This window comes from Paenibacillus shirakamiensis, from assembly GCF_017874255.1.
GTDB classification, from domain to species: domain Bacteria; phylum Bacillota; class Bacilli; order Paenibacillales; family Paenibacillaceae; genus Fontibacillus; species Fontibacillus shirakamiensis.
In genome coordinates this window covers 16,150-33,284 of record NZ_JAGGLD010000003.1, presented here as the reverse complement: position 1 = coordinate 33,284, position 17,135 = coordinate 16,150, and the positions used below count along the sequence as shown (strand labels likewise).

General features: G+C 42.5%; 16 protein-coding genes. 15 read left to right on the top strand and 1 reads right to left on the bottom strand.

The window, feature by feature from the left end:
• Nucleotides 1-132 precede the first annotated feature (132 nt).
• The 15 genes from J2Z69_RS09570 (at nt 133) to J2Z69_RS09500 (ending at nt 16,719) form a co-directional block, all read left to right on the top strand.
• Nucleotides 133-1,818: a glycoside hydrolase family 13 protein gene (locus tag J2Z69_RS09570; protein ID WP_209861525.1), complete on the top strand. Its 1,686-nt coding sequence runs from the start codon at nt 133-135 to the stop codon at nt 1,816-1,818.
• A gap of 41 nt (nt 1,819-1,859) precedes the next feature.
• On the top strand, nt 1,860-2,792 hold the full coding sequence (locus J2Z69_RS09565; protein WP_209861523.1) for a DUF7916 family protein: 933 nt from the start codon (nt 1,860-1,862) through the stop codon (nt 2,790-2,792).
• Between the two features lie 11 nt (nt 2,793-2,803).
• Entirely contained in the window at nt 2,804-3,313 is a 510-nt protein-coding gene (locus J2Z69_RS09560) for a metallophosphoesterase family protein (RefSeq protein ID WP_209861521.1), read from the top strand.
• Between the two features lie 256 nt (nt 3,314-3,569).
• Nucleotides 3,570-4,595 carry an ABC transporter substrate-binding protein gene (locus J2Z69_RS09555; RefSeq protein WP_209861519.1) on the top strand — a complete coding sequence of 342 codons (1,026 nt, stop codon included), beginning with the start codon at nt 3,570-3,572 and terminating at the stop codon, nt 4,593-4,595.
• A gap of 93 nt (nt 4,596-4,688) precedes the next feature.
• Nucleotides 4,689-5,609 (top strand): ABC transporter permease, encoded by a 921-nt coding sequence (locus tag J2Z69_RS09550; protein ID WP_209861518.1) that lies wholly within the window; start codon nt 4,689-4,691, stop codon nt 5,607-5,609.
• Nucleotides 5,602-6,396: an ABC transporter ATP-binding protein gene (locus J2Z69_RS09545; RefSeq protein ID WP_209861516.1), complete on the top strand. Its 795-nt coding sequence runs from the start codon at nt 5,602-5,604 to the stop codon at nt 6,394-6,396. The genes J2Z69_RS09550 and J2Z69_RS09545 overlap by 8 nt, the downstream gene beginning before the upstream one ends.
• A gap of 215 nt (nt 6,397-6,611) precedes the next feature.
• On the top strand, nt 6,612-7,541 hold the full coding sequence (locus J2Z69_RS09540; protein ID WP_209861514.1) for an NAD(P)/FAD-dependent oxidoreductase: 930 nt from the start codon (nt 6,612-6,614) through the stop codon (nt 7,539-7,541).
• Between the two features lie 325 nt (nt 7,542-7,866).
• A complete protein-coding gene (locus J2Z69_RS09535; RefSeq protein WP_281069395.1) occupies nt 7,867-9,048 on the top strand; it encodes a glucose-1-phosphate adenylyltransferase in 1,182 nt (393 codons plus the stop codon).
• Between the two features lie 13 nt (nt 9,049-9,061).
• Nucleotides 9,062-10,165 (top strand): glucose-1-phosphate adenylyltransferase subunit GlgD, encoded by a 1,104-nt coding sequence (gene glgD, locus J2Z69_RS09530; RefSeq protein ID WP_209861510.1) that lies wholly within the window; start codon nt 9,062-9,064, stop codon nt 10,163-10,165.
• A gap of 32 nt (nt 10,166-10,197) precedes the next feature.
• On the top strand, nt 10,198-12,639 hold the full coding sequence (locus J2Z69_RS09525; protein WP_209861509.1) for a glycogen/starch/alpha-glucan phosphorylase: 2,442 nt from the start codon (nt 10,198-10,200) through the stop codon (nt 12,637-12,639).
• A gap of 149 nt (nt 12,640-12,788) precedes the next feature.
• The gene (locus tag J2Z69_RS09520; RefSeq protein WP_209861507.1) at nt 12,789-13,343 is read left to right on the top strand and encodes a GNAT family N-acetyltransferase; all 555 of its coding nucleotides are present in this window, start codon (nt 12,789-12,791) and stop codon (nt 13,341-13,343) included.
• 20 nt (nt 13,344-13,363) lie between these two features.
• Entirely contained in the window at nt 13,364-14,008 is a 645-nt protein-coding gene (locus J2Z69_RS09515) for an NUDIX hydrolase (protein WP_209861505.1), read from the top strand.
• A 38-nt stretch (nt 14,009-14,046) separates the two neighbouring features.
• Nucleotides 14,047-14,604 (top strand): GNAT family N-acetyltransferase, encoded by a 558-nt coding sequence (locus J2Z69_RS09510; protein ID WP_209861503.1) that lies wholly within the window; start codon nt 14,047-14,049, stop codon nt 14,602-14,604.
• A 37-nt stretch (nt 14,605-14,641) separates the two neighbouring features.
• Entirely contained in the window at nt 14,642-15,145 is a 504-nt protein-coding gene (locus J2Z69_RS09505; protein ID WP_209861501.1) for a GNAT family N-acetyltransferase, read from the top strand.
• Between the two features lie 215 nt (nt 15,146-15,360).
• Complete coding sequence (locus J2Z69_RS09500; RefSeq protein WP_209861499.1) at nt 15,361-16,719, top strand: hemolysin family protein; 1,359 nt, start codon at nt 15,361-15,363, stop codon at nt 16,717-16,719.
• A 63-nt stretch (nt 16,720-16,782) separates the two neighbouring features.
• Here J2Z69_RS09500 and J2Z69_RS09495 read toward each other — a convergent pair whose 3' ends face one another.
• Nucleotides 16,783-16,989: a hypothetical protein gene (locus J2Z69_RS09495; RefSeq protein WP_209861497.1), complete on the bottom strand. Its 207-nt coding sequence runs from the start codon at nt 16,987-16,989 to the stop codon at nt 16,783-16,785.
• Between the last annotated feature and the right edge of the window lie 146 nt (nt 16,990-17,135).

Genomic DNA, 17,135 nt, shown 5'->3' with positions numbered 1-17,135 from the left:
AACGGAAAGGTTAAGCATATAAAAAATGAGTCTTCCTTCGCAAAATTTAAGAAGGGTCCAGTATTCATGAATGGTACATAAGGTTTAATAATGTTGAGGGCTAGGTCATTAGTCAGGAAGGTGGAAGCAAGAATGAAGGCGAAATGGTGGAAAGAAAGTGTCGTGTATCAAATTTATCCGAGTAGCTTCAAAGATGCGAATGGAGATGGAATCGGGGACCTAAAAGGAATTATGTCCAAATTGGATTATATTAAAGAATTAGGTGTGGATGTGATCTGGATTTGTCCGATCTATCAATCACCAAATCATGATAACGGCTATGATATTAGTGACTATTGTGCTATTCAGCCTCAGTTCGGTACGATGGAGGACTTTGATCGTTTGCTTAGGGAGATTCACAGCCGAGGTATGAAGCTCATGATGGATCTAGTCCTAAATCATACTTCGAGTGATCATCCCTGGTTCATTGAATCGAAATCTTCTGTGGATAACCCTAAGCGGGATTATTACATATGGCGCAAAGGTAAGAACGGAGGTCCCCCCAATAATTGGGAATCTTATTTCAGCGGTTCTGTATGGGAGTATGATGCGTCTACAGGTGAATATTATATGCATCTCTATGCCAAGCAGCAGCCCGATTTGAATTGGGACAATGAGCGGGTTGTAGATGAGCTACATGAGATGGTAGCGTGGTGGCTCAAAAAAGGTGTGGATGGGTTTCGATTTGATGCCGTGGCGCACATCGTAAAAGCGCAAGGGTTGCCCGATGGAGATAACCCAAATAAGCTTCCCACAGTAAGGGCTTATCAACTGTTTTCTAATTTAAAACGTGTACATACTCTACTTCAGAACCTGAATGATCGTGTCTTATATTATTATGACATTATGACGGTAGGCGAGACGTCAGGCCTTGGACCAGAAAAAGCGCTGGAATATGTAGGTGATACGCGCCGGGAACTCAATATGGTCTTCCAGTTCGAGCATATGTACTTAGATGCTGCTTCCCCAGGTAGTGGCAAGTGGGATATCAAATCTTGGAGCCTCTTGGATCTCAAAAAAGTTATGAGCCAGTGGCAAACCGTCCTTCATGATAAAGGTTGGAATGCCAATTATCTAGGGAATCATGATCAGCCTAGGTCCGTATCGAGATTCGGGAACGATCTTCAGTGCCGAATACCCTCTGCCAAGATGCTTGCAACATTTTTACTTACACTTGAAGGAACACCTTATATTTATCAAGGTGAAGAGATCGGAATGACCAATCCAGCTTTTGATTCCATCGATGACTACCGCGATGTCGAGACACTGAACTTCTACCATGAGAAGCGAGATCAAGGCATTCCTGAAGAAGAAGTCATGAAGGCCGTTCGGCGCAAAAGCCGAGATAATGCCCGTACTCCAATGCAATGGGACAATACAGATCATGCTGGATTTACATCTGGAACACCATGGATCGATGTCAATTCCAACTATATGGAAGTGAATGCGGCGAATGCTGTAAAAGATCCTGATTCCATCTATAATTATTACAAAGAGATGATTAAGTTACGTAAAGAACATCCTATTCTTGTCTACGGTGAATATCATCTACTTCTTCCGGATGATCCTGATATTTATGCTTATACTCGAACCAGTAATGAGGGAACAATTCTTGTGATCTTAAATTTCTACGGTCGTGAGCCCGTCTTCAAAGCTCCTAAATCTATCGTGATGGAGGGGGCAGTTTTACTAATTTCTAACTACGCTCCTCTAAAAGATGAGAATACTAGCGAATTGGTACTTCGTCCATATGAGGCCAGAGTGTATTTAATGTCTTAGCGTGTGTTACCATATATGAATATCATAAGGAGGTGCAACTTGTGAAACGTATTCTTGATTGTCGTGCTTCAGATTTTCGTAACATAACTAGAGAAGAACTCAAGCAGTCCATTTTTGCTACGGAAGGCCGCACCATACTTTCCGAGAACGTAGTGACGCTATCTTTGCTGCCAGAGCTGTCCAATGCAGAGCTTGCTAAGGCTTTTGGTGCGGATCTAATACTACTTAATTTATTTGATGTATTCCATCCCCACGTAAAGGGAGTTGTAGCGGGCGATGCTTTTCGTCCAGATGGAGATGAAGGTCCTCTTATCGATGAATCCGTTGTAAAGACGCTTAAAACCCTAACAGGACTACCTATTGGTGTGAATTTAGAGCCTGTAGATAATGATGTGGATGCAGTAGAGACGTTGTTCAACTTACCTGAAGGTCGCCGAGCTACTTCGAGATCCTTAGCTAAGGCCAAAGAGCTTGGTTTCGATTTCGTCTGTTTGACGGGCAATCCGAAGACGGGCGTAACGAATGAGCAAATTGAACAAGCGATTGTGCTGGCAAATGAACATTTTGGAGGTCTGGTTATAGCGGGGAAAATGCATGCCGCGGGAACAAGAGGAAAAGTCGTGGATGTCGATACAGCGCTGAAATTCGTTGAAGCCGGAGCAGATATTATTTTATTACCCGCTCCAGGCACCGTACCGGGTGTACGTGAACGGGATCTGGCACAGATCGTCATGGCTGTCAAAGAAAAGGGAGCGCTTACGTTAGCGGCAATTGGGACAAGCCAAGAAGGAGCCGATGAAGGAACGATTCGATCGATTGCTTTAAGTGCAAAAAGGGCTGGCGTTGATGTTTTTCATATCGGTGACGCAGGGTTTGGAGGTATGGCTGTACCTGAGAATATTCAAGCCTTGTCCATCGCTGTAAGAGGCAGGCGTCATACTTACATTCGTATGGCCGTATCTCCCACAAGATAGGAGGATGTACCATGAAGCTTGGAATTATTTCGGACACGCATATGCCTAGATCCGCCAAGAAGCTTCCGTCTGCCATTGTTCAGCATTTTCAAGGGGTTGATTTAATATTACATTTGGGCGATTGGGTCACGCTGGATGTCTATCATATGTTGTCACAGATAGCTCCTGTAGACGGTATTGCTGGTAATAATGATCCCGAAGACATCATAACAAAGTTTGGACAGCGCAAAATTCTAACGCTTGGTTCCAAAAAAGTAGGGCTTGTTCATGGACATCTTCCTTTTGCAGGAAGAAGCACAGAGGACAAAGCGAGACTTGCTTTCAAGCAAGATCAGGTGGACGCGATACTCTTCGGGCACTCGCATCAGCCCTTACTGAAGCAGGTAGACGGTATTCTTCTATTCAATCCAGGATCAGCGGCGGACAAACGGCGTGAGCCTAAATTTTCTGCTGGCATCTTGGAGATCTATGGAGATGAAATGCGTGCACATCACTTCTTTTACGATCGAAAAGATGACTGAAGGCGAATCCATTATAGTAATAAATGTAAATTAATATACGACATGAAGCCTGAGAAATCAGGCTTTTTTTGTTTATTTTTACCTATTTTTTGATTGACGGATATCGACACGCCATTTATATTAGGATTACGAAGTCCGGGTATAGAACAGCGTTCAATTGCAGCTTTTCGCTTTAACTCATTGATCTACCAATGCTTTAAAGCGATTTGCCAGAACCGGATTTAATTTGAGAGATGTAGAGGGGGCCTTGCTTGAAATGAGAAAACGTCTATGGGGATCATTGGTATTGTCAGCGGTATTAGTACTTACAGCAGCAGGGTGTTCTACAACAGAGAAGCAAAGTTCAGGAAATTCAAGCCCAGAGAAGAAAACTTACAAGATTGCGGTATCACAGATTGTGGAACATCCATCTTTGGATGCGATACGAAATGGATTTTTGGCAGCTCTCAAAGACAATGGAATCACGGAAGGCACGAACCTGAAGTTAGATGTGAACAATGCGCAAGGGGATCAGACGAACAATTTATCGATAGCTCAGAAAATTCAAGGGGATAAAGATGATTTGGTTCTTGCGATTACTACCCCGACGGCTCTAGTCATTAAGAAACAAGTGACGGAAACACCGATTCTTTTCGCTGGGGTTAGCGATCCGCTTGGAGCCAAACTAATTAAAGATTTGGACAAGCCTGAAGGCAATATCACAGGGGCTTCTGATATGAACCCAGAAGCTGTCTCGAAGTTAGCTGAATTTATCGCTGCTAACTTCCCTAAGGTCAAGACGGTGGGTATTGTGCTGAACACCGGAGAATCTAACGCAGTAACTATGGCAAAGCATGCAGAGGAAGCTTTTGGCACCCACAATATTAAAGTCATTCAAGCTCCCGTCACGAATACGTCTGAGGTTAAGCAAGCAGCAGAATCCCTCGTGGGACGTGCAGATGCACTATATGTAACTCTTGATAATACCGTGGTAGAAGGTGTGAATAGCGTCATTTCCGTAGCAAATGCGAAGCATATTCCTTTCTTCGCAAGTGACCGCGATACAGTAGAAAAAGGAGCTTTTGCTACTGTTGGTTTTAAATATTATGATCACGGCTACCAAGTTGGACAAATGGCGGTCGAGATTTTAAAGAATGGCAAAAAGCCAAGCGATCTCAAAGTAACGGTCCCTGAAAAGCTTGATTTCATAATGAACCTCAAAGCAGCTAAAGCGCAAGGTATTGAAGTAACGGATGCGATGAAGAGTGCAGTGAAGGATCAAAAAACTAACATCATTGAGTAAAAAAAATAAGAGATAATTTTAGCATATTAAGGAAACCAGAAGGGGCGGCCAGGCCAAGGGCCGTCCCTTTGGACGATCAGGAGGGAACAATACATGATTGATTCACTATTTGGGGCAGTACAATCAGGATTGATTTATGCATTAATGGCTCTAGGTGTATATATTACGTTTCGAATTTTAGACTTTCCTGATTTGACCGCAGACGGTAGCTTTACTACAGGTGGGGCCATTGGAACGGTGATGATCGCTCATGGGTATTCTCCTTGGCTAAGCATCATCGCAGCTTTTGCAGGTGGAGCACTCGCAGGCGCATGTACAGGATTGTTGCATACTAAGGGGAAAATTAATGGCCTTTTATCGGGTATTTTGATGATGATTGCTCTGTACTCTATTAATATGCGGATTTTAGGAAGTCCAAATGTGTCCATACTCGATCAAGATACGTTATTTACCTTTATGAGTCCTTGGATACTTATCCCGGTTATGGTGTTATTCATTAAATTAGCCATGGATGCTTTCTTGCATACAGATCTTGGGCTTGCGCTTAGAGCTACCGGGGATAATGCTAAAATGATTCGTAGCTTTGGGGCGAACACAGATACTACGACGATACTTGGCATTGCTCTGTCTAACGGCTTAGTAGCACTATCTGGTGCCTTGATCTCTCAACAAACGGGTTTTGCTGATATTACGTCCGGAATTGGGATCATTGTAATTGGTCTGGCATCTGTCATTATTGGAGAGGCAATTTTAGGTGCGCGGACGGTATTTTGGGCTACACTATCGGTCATCGTAGGTTCGGTTGTGTATCGAATCGTGGTTGCTTTGGCGTTACGCGTAGAGTTCCTAGAAGTATCCGATATCAAAATCATCACGGCTGCTATCGTTATACTAGCGCTTGTCATTCCTTCTGCACGCAGAGCAACCCGTCAGAAGAGACTCGCTCAAAGAAGATCTCGTGAACTGAGTGTAGCCCCTAGTAAGCCTAGTGTAGGAGGAACTGCAGATGCTTAGACTTCAACATGTCTCCAAGCTGTTCAATCCGGGTACAGCGGACGAAAAGATTGCTCTAGTAGGAGCAAATTTGGATATGAAAGCTGGTGACTTTGTCACCGTCATCGGAAGTAATGGTGCTGGAAAGTCCACACTGATGAATTTGATCTCCGGAGTATATAGGCCAGATACAGGGGACATTCATATTGATGGACAGCCTGTAAATACGGTATCTGAGCATAGAAGAAGCCGCTGGGTCGGTCGTGTCTTTCAAGATCCGATGGCGGGAACAGCACCGCGGATGACCATAGAGGAAAATTTGGCGATGGCTTCACTACGGGGGCAGCATAGAGGGCTTATGTTCGCGGTGAACCGTAAGAAAAGACAGCTTTTTCAGAGTGAATTGGAACACTTAGGCATAGGACTTGAGCATCGGATGAATGCCAAAGTGGGACTTCTTTCGGGAGGAGAACGGCAAGCACTGAGTTTGTTAATGGCTACGTTCACGAACCCTCAGATTTTGTTGCTAGATGAGCATACGGCTGCATTAGACCCTTCCCGTGCGGAACTCATTACTCGTCTTACGGAACGCATTGTTCGGGAGAAAAAGCTTACTACGCTGATGGTTACCCATAACATGGAACAAGCGATACGTCTTGGCAATCGACTCATCATGATGGATAAAGGCAAAATCATTTTAGACGTCAAAGAAAATCGCAAACAAGATTTGAGCGTGGCAGGTCTTCTAGGCGAATTCGAGCGAATTAGCGGTCATACTTTAGCGGATGATCGTATGGTACTTGGTTGAAAAGTATAATTAGTATACAAAAAGATGTTCCTTGCTTTTGCTGGGGGCATTTTTTTTGTATTCAAAAACAAACTTGTTTTATATTCAAAATTACATCTAAATGAAATATAAACGTTAGAATCTGGAAAACCTATAGAAATTCGTTTGAAATTAAAGGAGACGTGTAATGTATGATGTAACACTTTTATTAGTACTTTTGCCTAGGAGGCACGATTATGAAATTGGATACCATTATTGTGGGTGGGGGCATTGCAGGATTACAAGCTGCGGTGCAGTTGGGAAGATATTCCGGACATGAAGTCCTTGTGATTGATTCAGGTGCGGGAAGGTCGTCGATCTGCCGTAATTATCATAATATATTAGGTTGGCCCGAAGGAATTTCGGGAGAGGAGCTTCGGAAGATAGGCCGTGCTCAAGCAGAAGCGTTAGGCGTCCATTTCAAATCTGGACATATCACTAGGGCAGCCAAATCTCCATATGGGTTTGAAATATTTGATAAGCAAGGCGAACATTATGAAGCACGCACTCTACTGTTAGCCACAGGGCTAATGGATCGTTACCCAGATATTCCGGGTCTTGTTCCTACATTAGGTAGAACCGTATATGTCTGTCCTGATTGTGACGGGTATGAAATTCAAAGTCGTAAGACCGTCATGTTAGGAGCTGGCAATACGGGAGCAGATATGGCTATTCTATTATGTGATCGTCCCTCTGAACTCATTTATATCAATCATGAGAACACAGAAGTGGATGAACAGAAGACGGCGAAGATGGAGCAGTTAGGTATTACTCATATCAAGAAGTCCATCCAACAGATCGTGGAAGAAGATGGGCACATCGAGAAGGTGATCTTGGATTCTGGCGAAGAAATCATTGCGGAGCGAGGTTTTATAGCTTTTGGTGGGAATCATGTGTTCTCTGAACTAGCGGAGCAGCTTGGGGCTACGCTGCATCATAATCGTCATGTAGAGTCTGATCCGCGGACGAAGCTGACCAATGTAGAGAATTTATGGATTGCCGGGGATCTGGGTGTACACGCGGAACAAGTCGCCGTAGCTATGGGAGAAGGGGTCATGGCCGCCATATCGATCCATAAAAAGCTGCTATTTATAAATAAACAGGAGAAACAAGAAGTCGAAAATTAAGGAGATACGTCGAAAGATATTTTCTTCTGTAATTGCCCATATTTTTTAGGGCCCTCTTTTCGAAAATGGAGAATCCAGTGTTGTCAGATAGGCTTGTTCTCAGGTATGATTTATTTTAACAATATACAAGCTCTTCAGGATTATGGTGCGGTTTTCTTGTTTAAATATATGTTGAGCAGGAAGTCTAACTACATGGTGATCCACGTAAAGTTAATCTGATCAATTAGTACTGATACGGATTAACTTTTTGTTATATTTGGATCGTTTTCCCAGCTCTACGAGTCAAGGAGTAATAGGTGTTCATGCCATTTAGGAGGATATCATGATGAAGAAAAAAGAAGTCGTGGCTATGCTGCTTGCTGGAGGACAGGGTAAAAGATTGAAAGGTCTAACTCGAACTCTAGCTAAGCCCGCAGTGTATTTCGGAGGAACGTATCGCATTATTGATTTCCCGTTAAGCAATTGCTCCAATTCAGGGATTGATACTGTAGGTGTACTTACGCAGTATGAGCCCTTGGTTCTCCATTCCTACATAGGGGTTGGCAGTGATTGGGATATGGATCGCAAGGATGGCGGCGTATTCGTTCTTCCCCCTCATGAGCGCGAAGATGGAAGTAGTTGGTATCGTGGCACGGCTGACGCTATTTTTAGAAACCTTAAATTTCTAGAGCAATACGATCCTGAGCATATTCTTATTCTTTCAGGAGATCACATTTACAAGATGGATTATGACAAAATGCTGGAATACCACAAAGAAAAGAATGCAGATTGCACCATTTCTGTGGTTAACGTCACGATGGAAGAGGCTAGTCGCTTTGGTATTCTGAACACAGAAGATGACCTTAAAATTTATGAATTTGAAGAGAAACCTGAGCAGCCTAAGAGCACCCTAGCATCCATGGGAATATACTTATTCAAATGGGATGTGCTCAAAAAACATTTGTATGAAGATGAACACAATCCGGATTCTTCTTTTGACTTCGGTAAAGATATTATTCCGCTTATGCTCAAAAATGAAAAACTTCTCTACGCCTACCCATTTGAAGGATATTGGAGAGATGTAGGTACAGTTCAAAGTTTGTGGCAAAGTAACATGGATCTGTTGTCCGATGAGCCACTGCTAAATCTCAATGATCCAACATGGCGAATTTATACCCGAAATCCAAATCAACCTGCTCAATACATTGCCCCAGGGTCGAAGATTGTGAACAGTATAGTCAATGAAGGTTGTGTTGTCTATGGTTCTGTGAATCACTCCGTGTTGTTCTACGGTATTGAAGTAGGAGAAGGCAGTGAGATTACAGATTCCGTCATCATGCCCAACGTGAAAATTGGCAAAAATGTTCGCATTCACAAAGCCATTATTCAGGAAGATATGGTCATTGAAGACAATACGGAGATTGGTGTAGATCGAAGCAACCCGGATGAGATTTTGCTCATTGGTATAGAAGATCTTATAGAAGAGCCAGAACAAGCTGTAACCATCTCTACAATAATTGAAAAATAGGACGGTGAGCACCATGTCAGATCTCATGGGTGTAATTAATCTTGATTATGAACTGGATCAGTTGAATGAACTTACGTACTTCCGCTGCGGGGCCGCTGTTCCTTTTGCTGGACGTTATAGACTTATAGATTTTGTATTATCGAATATGACGGATGCGGGTGTAAAAGATATTTCGCTATTTGTTAGACGTAAATTCCGCTCACTGATGGATCATCTGGGAGAAGGTAGACCTTGGGATCTAGACCGGAAGCGCGGTGGACTATTCATCCTTCCACCCGACTGGAATGATCCATCCGATACATCGCATGGTGATTTACAACACATTCGGAACAACTTGGACTTCTTTAACAGAGGATCCGCGAAATATGTCCTCCACGTTGGAAGTCAGCATATCAGTAAAGTGGATTTCTGCGATGTATATCGTTATCACAAAGAGCAAGGTGCTGATGTGACCTTGGTCTATACCAAAGTGGAACAGCTTGAACCTGAACACGATCCCTGCCTTCGTCTTGATGTGAATGAGGACGGTTTCGTGTCTAGTATTCATCATGAGAGAGATCATTCGAATGTGTATATGGAAATGTTCGTGATGGAGAAGAGCTTTTTCCTAGAACAAGTCAGACACTGTATTGCACATGGGGATAGCTATTTCTTCCGCGATGCAATCCAAAAAAATCAGCATCAGCTCAAGATTGCGGCCTATGAGTACAAAGGGTATCATGCTGTGATTAACTCTGTAGAGAGTTATTACAAGAACAGCTTAGATCTTTTAACCCCAGAAAATTACAATAGCCTATTCAAAGATCGCTCTGTAAATACGAAAATAAAGTATGAGGCACCAACGAAGTATCTCGACAGTGCGGATGTGAGCAATTCCCTTGTAGCAAATGGCTGCATTATTGGGGGTACCGTAGAGAATAGTATTTTATTCCGCGGTGTTCGCGTACACAAAGGGGCCAAAATTACGAATTCCATTATTATGCAAAAATGCGTTATTGGAGAAAATGCAGTGATTGAGAATGTGATCTTGGATAAGGATGTGAATTTGCCATCCAATCGCATGTTAGTAGGCGATGTGAAGAGGCCATTCGTCATCGCTAAGAGTAGTACACTTTAAAGCACCCAGATGTGCTTACAGGAGGATCAACTTTGTTTACGGATAAGGATAGCTTCAAGAAAGTCTTTAGCGAAAGTCTGATTGGCGAATTAGGTAGACCCCTCGAAGAGGCAACAGGCGCTGATGTGTATAAAATATTGAGTGGTCTTATTCGAGAGTATGCAGGCAAAGATTGGGCAGCTACGAACCAGAATTACAAACTCCAACAAGAGAAGCAAGTCTATTATTTTTCCATGGAATTTCTGATTGGACGTCTTCTGGGGAGCAATTTGCTAAATCTAGGCATTCTCGATATGGTTCGTGAAGGATTAAGTGAGCTGGGATGGAATCTTGAAGAGATTGAAGAACAGGAGTCCGATGCGGGACTTGGGAATGGGGGACTGGGTAGACTTGCTGCCTGTTTCCTCGATTCCCTAGCTTCCCGTCAATATGCAGGTCACGGCTGCGGAATCCGTTACAAGTATGGGCTGTTCGAACAAAAAATTATTGATGGCGATCAAGTAGAATTACCTGATTACTGGCTGCAGAAGGGCAACGAATGGGAAGTAAGACGCGCCGATAAAAGTGTAGAGGTACGCTTCTGGGGTCGTGTAGATACACGTTATGAAGAAGGCCGTTGGGTATTTGAGACTCAAGATTACGAAGCTGTATCTGCGGTCCCTTATGACGTTCCTGTTATCGGCTATGGCCATCATCATGTGAATACCTTAAGACTTTGGAGTGCGGAGTCTACCATGATTACTAGAAAGAACGTAGCGTCTAAGCATGACGATTACTACAAATTTCTAAGCTATAATCGTTCCGTGGAATCGATCTCTGAATTTCTTTATCCGGATGATTCACAGTATGAAGGTAAGTTGCTTCGTCTAAAACAACAGTATTTCCTTTGCTCCGCAGGTCTACAAAGTATATTACGTACATTTGAAAAGCTTGGATTGCCTTATACATCTCTTCCTGACAAAATAGCGCTTCATATCAATGATACCCATCCAACATTACTTATTCCTGAGTTAATGCGAATTCTCATCGATGAGCAGCAGATGAGCTGGGATGAGGCATGGGATATTACGAACCGTACAGTCTCTTACACCAATCATACAACGCTTAGTGAAGCTTTAGAGAAATGGCCAACGAGCATGGTCAAGGATCTATTACCTCGCGTATTTATGATCATTGAAGAGATCGACCGTAGATTCTGCAGTCTGTTGCTTGCTGAAGATCCATCGAATACAGACCGGGTCTCACACATGGCTATTCTTGGGAATGATCAAGTCAGAATGGCTCATTTAGCCATTGTAGGCAGCTATAGTGTCAATGGAGTGGCAGCATTACACACAGAGATCTTGAAAAAAAGAGAAATGAAATCCTTTTATGATCAGTTTCCAGAGCGCTTTAACAATAAAACGAATGGTATAACACATCGTCGCTGGTTAATTCATGCGAATCCAAAGCTGAAACAGCTGATCTCAAGCACGATCGGTGACAAGTGGATCACAGAACCTACGGATCTGCTTCGTCTACAAGATTACGCTTCAGATAGTGGATTCCAAACTCAAATTCATCAGATCAAGCAGCACAACAAAATAAACTTAGCAGCATATATTGAAGAAAAGAACGGTGTGAAAGTCGACCCGAATTCTATCTTTGATGTTCAGGTCAAGCGTCTTCATGGATACAAACGGCAGTTACTTAATGTCCTTCATATTATTCATTTGTATCATGAGATTCGGGAGAACCCTTCTATGGATCGGGTTCCTAGAACGTTCATATTTGGAGCGAAAGCTGCACCAAGTTACTACTTAGCCAAACGTGTCATCAAGCTCATTAATGTAGTAGCTGACGTAGTCAACAACGATCCTTTGGTGAATGATAAGATGAAAGTGGTGTTCCTAGAGAACTACTCTGTCTCTTTAGCAGAGAAAATCATCCCTGCTGCGGATTTGAGTGAGCAGATCTCCACGGCTAGTAAGGAAGCATCCGGTACAGGTAACATGAAGTTCATGATGAACGGAGCCTTAACTATTGGAACGATGGATGGGGCGAATGTGGAAATGCATGAATCTCTAGGTGATGACAACATGTTCATCTTCGGTTTACGCTCGGATGAGGTTCTGGATTATTATCAGCATGGTGGTTATGATGCTAGAGCAATATATCATCAAGATCCGCGAGTTCAACGTGTACTTGAAGATCTAGTACAGGAAGGCCCTTTCAGCAGTGCTCATCGAGATTTTGCACTTATTTATGACTCCATTCTTAATCATAACGATGAATATTTTGTATTAAAAGATTTCGATAGTTATGTGTCAACTCAGCTTCAAGTGGAGCAGACTTATCTAGACCGCGCGGCGTGGCTCAATAAATCGATTATGAATATCGCTCATGCTGGACGTTTTGCAAGTGATTTCACGATTGATCAATACGCTTCGGAGATCTGGAGAATTCGACCGGTTCATGAACTAATTATGAAATAAGCTATGCTAACTGTAGCTGAGTACCATTCTAGTGTGTAGCTTTGAGCTACCTCAAGAGTGGTTTTTTTTCATTCAAAAAATCAAGCGCAAGCTTCCTCCTTTGTAATAGAATAGAAACACAATAGATACAAAGGAAGAAGGGGACAGATGTGGATTTCATCATTAGAAAAGCAGTATTAGAGGATGCAGCGGGAATCGCCCAAGTTCAAGTGCATAGTTGGCAGGTGACCTATGATGGCATCATATCGCAAGCGTATTTGTCTGAGATTAATGTAGAAGATAAAATGTTGAATTGGCAGCGCATTCTTGATCCTGTGAATATTGCATGTACCTACGTGGCCGAATACAACGGGGATATTGTTGGCTTCATTAATGGGGGACCGAACCGGGAGCATTATCCTGAATATGGCGCGGAAGTATATGCTTTTTATATCGACGATGACTACCAAGGGCGAGGTTTAGGGACCCTTCTGCTGCAGAAGCTTGCCGAGGAATTTATGGCTCAAAATTATGGATCCCTTATGGTATGGGTGCTGGAATTAAATCCTGCCGTTCAGTTTTATAAGAAACTTGGCGCGGTATTTATCGCAAAAGAGCAAATTCAGATCGGTGAGGATGTGGTGACGGAGCAAGCTTACGGATGGACAGATATTTACGATATTGCGGCTTATTCATCCAGCAAAAGCCTGTCCAGCTCGGAGTGAACAAAGGAGGATTAAATATCATGTCTAAAGATGAAGTGATTGATGTGTTAAATGAACAGATGGAGTGTATAGGTACGGCCACGCGAGAAGAAATCCACAGGTTGGGGTTGTGGCATCAGACTTTTCACTGCTGGGTAGTTCGGTATGGTCCACAGCAAGTTCCCGAGATGTTATTTCAATTACGAGCAAGTGATAAAGAATCCTATCCCGGGCTCTTAGATACTTCCTGTGCAGGTCATCTATTGACTGGAGAGACTCCAGCCGATGGGGTAAGAGAGCTGGAAGAGGAGCTAGGACTACACTTTGTATTTCAAGATCTTCTGCCTTGTGGTACCGTGAAGATGGAGAGTCAAATGTCTGAATCCTATATCGATCGAGAGTTTTATCATGTTTTTCTGGTACATAGTGAGCAAGAACTTATGGAATATACTTTTCAGCAAAGTGAAGTGGCGGGGTTATATTGGGTTCAAGTGGAGGATTTTCGGCAGTTGTTGTCACGCGAAAAGACAGAGGTTGAGGCTACAGGCATTCTTTTAAATGAGGAGAATCATTCTATAGAGCCACATCAACGTTCATGTACAATAGCTGACTTCACACCTAACACCGAACAATATTATCATCTTGTATTTGAAGCTATTAAGAGAGAAGGGAATCCTTCAATTTAGAAGTGTATTGACTTTGCCCCTACTAAAGGAGATCCAAAATGAATGTTACCGAACTTTTCACAGATAGATTAGTGCTTCAAGTTGTAGATGACTCTCGTGCAGGTCAAGTTCTAGACTATTTGTATAGAAATAGAGAATTTTTAGCCGAGTGGGAAGTACTGAGAGATTCTTCTTTTTATAGTATAGATAGTCAAAGATTATTATTACTTCAAGATACGCAGCAGATGAACCGTGGAGAACTCTTCAAAGTATGGATATATCGAAAAAGCGATCCACAAGTTATTATCGGTACAGTTACGTTAAGCAATATTGTGAGAGGAGCTTTTTTGTCCTGCCATTTAGGTTATCGCCTAGACGGGTCTTTTGAAGGCTTAGGATATATGACCGAAGCGATTCAAGAAGTAGTGAGGTACGCATTTGAAGAACTTCAACTGCACCGGGTTGAAGCCAATATTATGCCTAGAAACTTGGGTTCCTTGCGTGTTGTTCAAAAGCTAGGCTTCCATGAGGAGGGCTTAGCGCATAAGTATTTGAAAATTCATGGGAATTGGGAAGATCATATTCATATGGTACGGTTGAACCCAAACATAGATTAAACTATCGACTTTATTATTATAGGAGGCCACAACGAAGATGACAGAAATAACCTACAGTATAAGGGATGCAGAGTTTGAGGATTTAGAAGCCATAGTAGAAATCTATAATAGTACCATTGCGGGTAGAGTAGTTACAGCAGATGTAGATCCGATCACGGCAGACAGTCGCATTCCTTGGTTTCATGACCATTCCCCTCATTTCAGACCCCTCTGGGTGTTATGCATGGGTCAAGAGATAGCAGCATGGCTCAGTTTTCAGTCTTTCTATGGAAGACCTGCCTATGACGGTACAGCAGAGATTAGTATATATATTGATGAGAAGTTTCGAGGGCAGGGGTTTGGTAAAATCTTAATAGATCGTGCTATTCAGATCGCTCCAAGTTTAGGTGTAGAGAATTTGGTAGGTTTCGTATTCGCTCATAATGAGCCGAGTCTTGCCCTACTTCGTAAGTATGGTTTTCAGAATTGGGGCCATTTGCCTGGGGTAGCTAGGCTTGACGGGGTAGCTAGAGATTTAGTCATTGTTGGGCGAGCTGTTTAATTTAGAATGAAATTTTGCAGTATCTTTCATTATAAAATAACTAGTTAAGCTATCCTAATCGATAAGATCGAAGGATAGCTTTTTTAGATTTGATCCATATTAAAATTAGCAGGTGGAGCCAAGCCTTTAATATTCCATGTTTGAACTTCTTCATTCTGATGTAAAGATTAAGATACAGAAGGTTATTTAACCGAAGATAGGGAGAAGGGCTGCTCATGGGAAATATCACAAATTTGATTATTATTGTACTTCTAATTTTGTTAACTGCATTTTTTGTTGCTTCAGAGTACTCGGTCATTCGAGTGCGGATTTCGCGAATTGATCAATTAGCATCTGCTGGTAATCGGAAAGCCAAAGCCGTTCAAGACATTCTATCGAAGCTCGATGAGTATTTGTCAGCTTGTCAGCTAGGGAATACCTTAACTGCACTAGCTTTAGGTTGGTTAGGGGAGGATACGATTGAACATATTCTGCATCCTGTATTTGAATGGATACATACGCCAGAGTCCTTAGAAGGCATTATTTCCTTTATTCTTGCCTTTGCCATTTTGACATTCCTTGAGGTTGTAGTCGGTGAACTGGTACCTAAATCATTCGCGATTCAGTTAGCAGAGCCTATGGCTATGTTTTTTGCCAGACCTTTAATTATCTTTTATAAGATCACATATCCCATCAACTGGTTCCTCAGTCGGTCTTCCCGTCTAATAACAGGTCTGTTCGGTGTGAAACCCGCAAATGCGCATGAATCTGTTCAGACCGAGGCTGAACTGCGATTAGCTCTCTCAGAAGGGTATAAGAGCGGACAACTGAACAAGTTCGAGTATCGTTATTTGAATAATATTTTTGAGCTTGATCGCTTAGCCGTGCAAGGGATTATGGTTCCACGTACGCAGATGATGACAGTCTCCACAGATGAATCGATCCAAGACTTTTTAGAGCAGATTGAAGAGCATCAGTTCGATCGCTATCCGGTGACTTTAGACGGAGATAAGGATCATATTGTGGGTATGGTGCACACGAAGGAACTTCTTACGGCGGTGCTTCACCGTTCCTTGGATATGCAGCAGCCTGTGACCGTTCTTATGCGGCCTATTATTCAAGTCATTGATACCATTCGTGCGCAGGATCTTCTATTAAAGATGCAAAAAGAAGGGATTCATCTAACGGTTCTAAAAGATGAATTCGGCGGTACCACGGGTCTTGTGACTACGGAAGATATCATTGAAAGTATTGTAGGGGAAATTGATGATCAGCCAATTCAGACGATCGCTTCCAAATCGGTGAAAAAACTTTCCGATAATCATTATCTCATGCACTCCACAATCAATTTAACGGAAGTCAATCATCTCTTACGTATTCGTATTGCTACACTTGAATCCTTTACCCTAGGAGGATGGTTGCTGAGCAAGAAATTTGATCTAAAGCCAGGAGATCAGTTCACCGAAAGAGACTACCTCTTTGTAGTGAAGGATATGGAGGATGGGCAACATATGTGGGTAGATGTTACGAAGATAGAGCAGGAACAGGATGAAGAAGCATCAGCCGCTCACGTGAAGCAAGAAACGACTAAATAAGCTTCTAGACATATAAAAAGTAGCCATTCTAGGCATCAGAATGGCTACTTTTTTGTAAGTTAATTATCTGTCGAATCCACAGTATTCTACTCTTTTACATACCACAACGTGATGAACTGGCACAGGTACACAATGAATACGTTGGACAATCTCAACAGGATGAACAACCGGAACGATCTCAGGAACATACACATCTTCAACAATCACCTTAGGGTCACACACAACAGGTTTAGAATTTTTACAATGGTTTCCGTTACGTTGTAAAGCCATTTTTAATCAGCTCCTCTCACTGGATAATACACAGCATATTACGTTCATGGCATTATGGATTGGACGAATGGAGGGTGTATATAGATAAAATCATTGACTGTGAGAATGGTTATCAATACAATGAATAGAGCTTGTTTATACCTACA

Bases quoted from the DNA above. Each gene is read 5' to 3' on its own strand.
- J2Z69_RS09555 (WP_209861519.1), top strand. From the start codon at position 3,570: ATGAGAAAACGTCTATGGGGATCATTGGTATTGTCAGCGGTATTAGTA.
- J2Z69_RS09505 (WP_209861501.1), top strand. From the start codon at position 14,642: ATGACAGAAATAACCTACAGTATAAGGGATGCAGAGTTTGAGGATTTA.
- J2Z69_RS09515 (WP_209861505.1), top strand. From the start codon at position 13,364: ATGTCTAAAGATGAAGTGATTGATGTGTTAAATGAACAGATGGAGTGT.
- J2Z69_RS09550 (WP_209861518.1), top strand. From the start codon at position 4,689: ATGATTGATTCACTATTTGGGGCAGTACAATCAGGATTGATTTATGCA.
- J2Z69_RS09495 (WP_209861497.1), bottom strand. From the start codon at position 16,989: ATGGCTTTACAACGTAACGGAAACCATTGTAAAAATTCTAAACCTGTT.
- glgD (WP_209861510.1), top strand. From the start codon at position 9,062: ATGTCAGATCTCATGGGTGTAATTAATCTTGATTATGAACTGGATCAG.
- J2Z69_RS09510 (WP_209861503.1), top strand. From the start codon at position 14,047: ATGAATGTTACCGAACTTTTCACAGATAGATTAGTGCTTCAAGTTGTA.
- J2Z69_RS09560 (WP_209861521.1), top strand. From the start codon at position 2,804: ATGAAGCTTGGAATTATTTCGGACACGCATATGCCTAGATCCGCCAAG.
- J2Z69_RS09570 (WP_209861525.1), top strand. From the start codon at position 133: ATGAAGGCGAAATGGTGGAAAGAAAGTGTCGTGTATCAAATTTATCCG.
- J2Z69_RS09545 (WP_209861516.1), top strand. From the start codon at position 5,602: ATGCTTAGACTTCAACATGTCTCCAAGCTGTTCAATCCGGGTACAGCG.
- J2Z69_RS09540 (WP_209861514.1), top strand. From the start codon at position 6,612: ATGAAATTGGATACCATTATTGTGGGTGGGGGCATTGCAGGATTACAA.
- J2Z69_RS09535 (WP_281069395.1), top strand. From the start codon at position 7,867: ATGAAGAAAAAAGAAGTCGTGGCTATGCTGCTTGCTGGAGGACAGGGT.
- J2Z69_RS09500 (WP_209861499.1), top strand. From the start codon at position 15,361: ATGGGAAATATCACAAATTTGATTATTATTGTACTTCTAATTTTGTTA.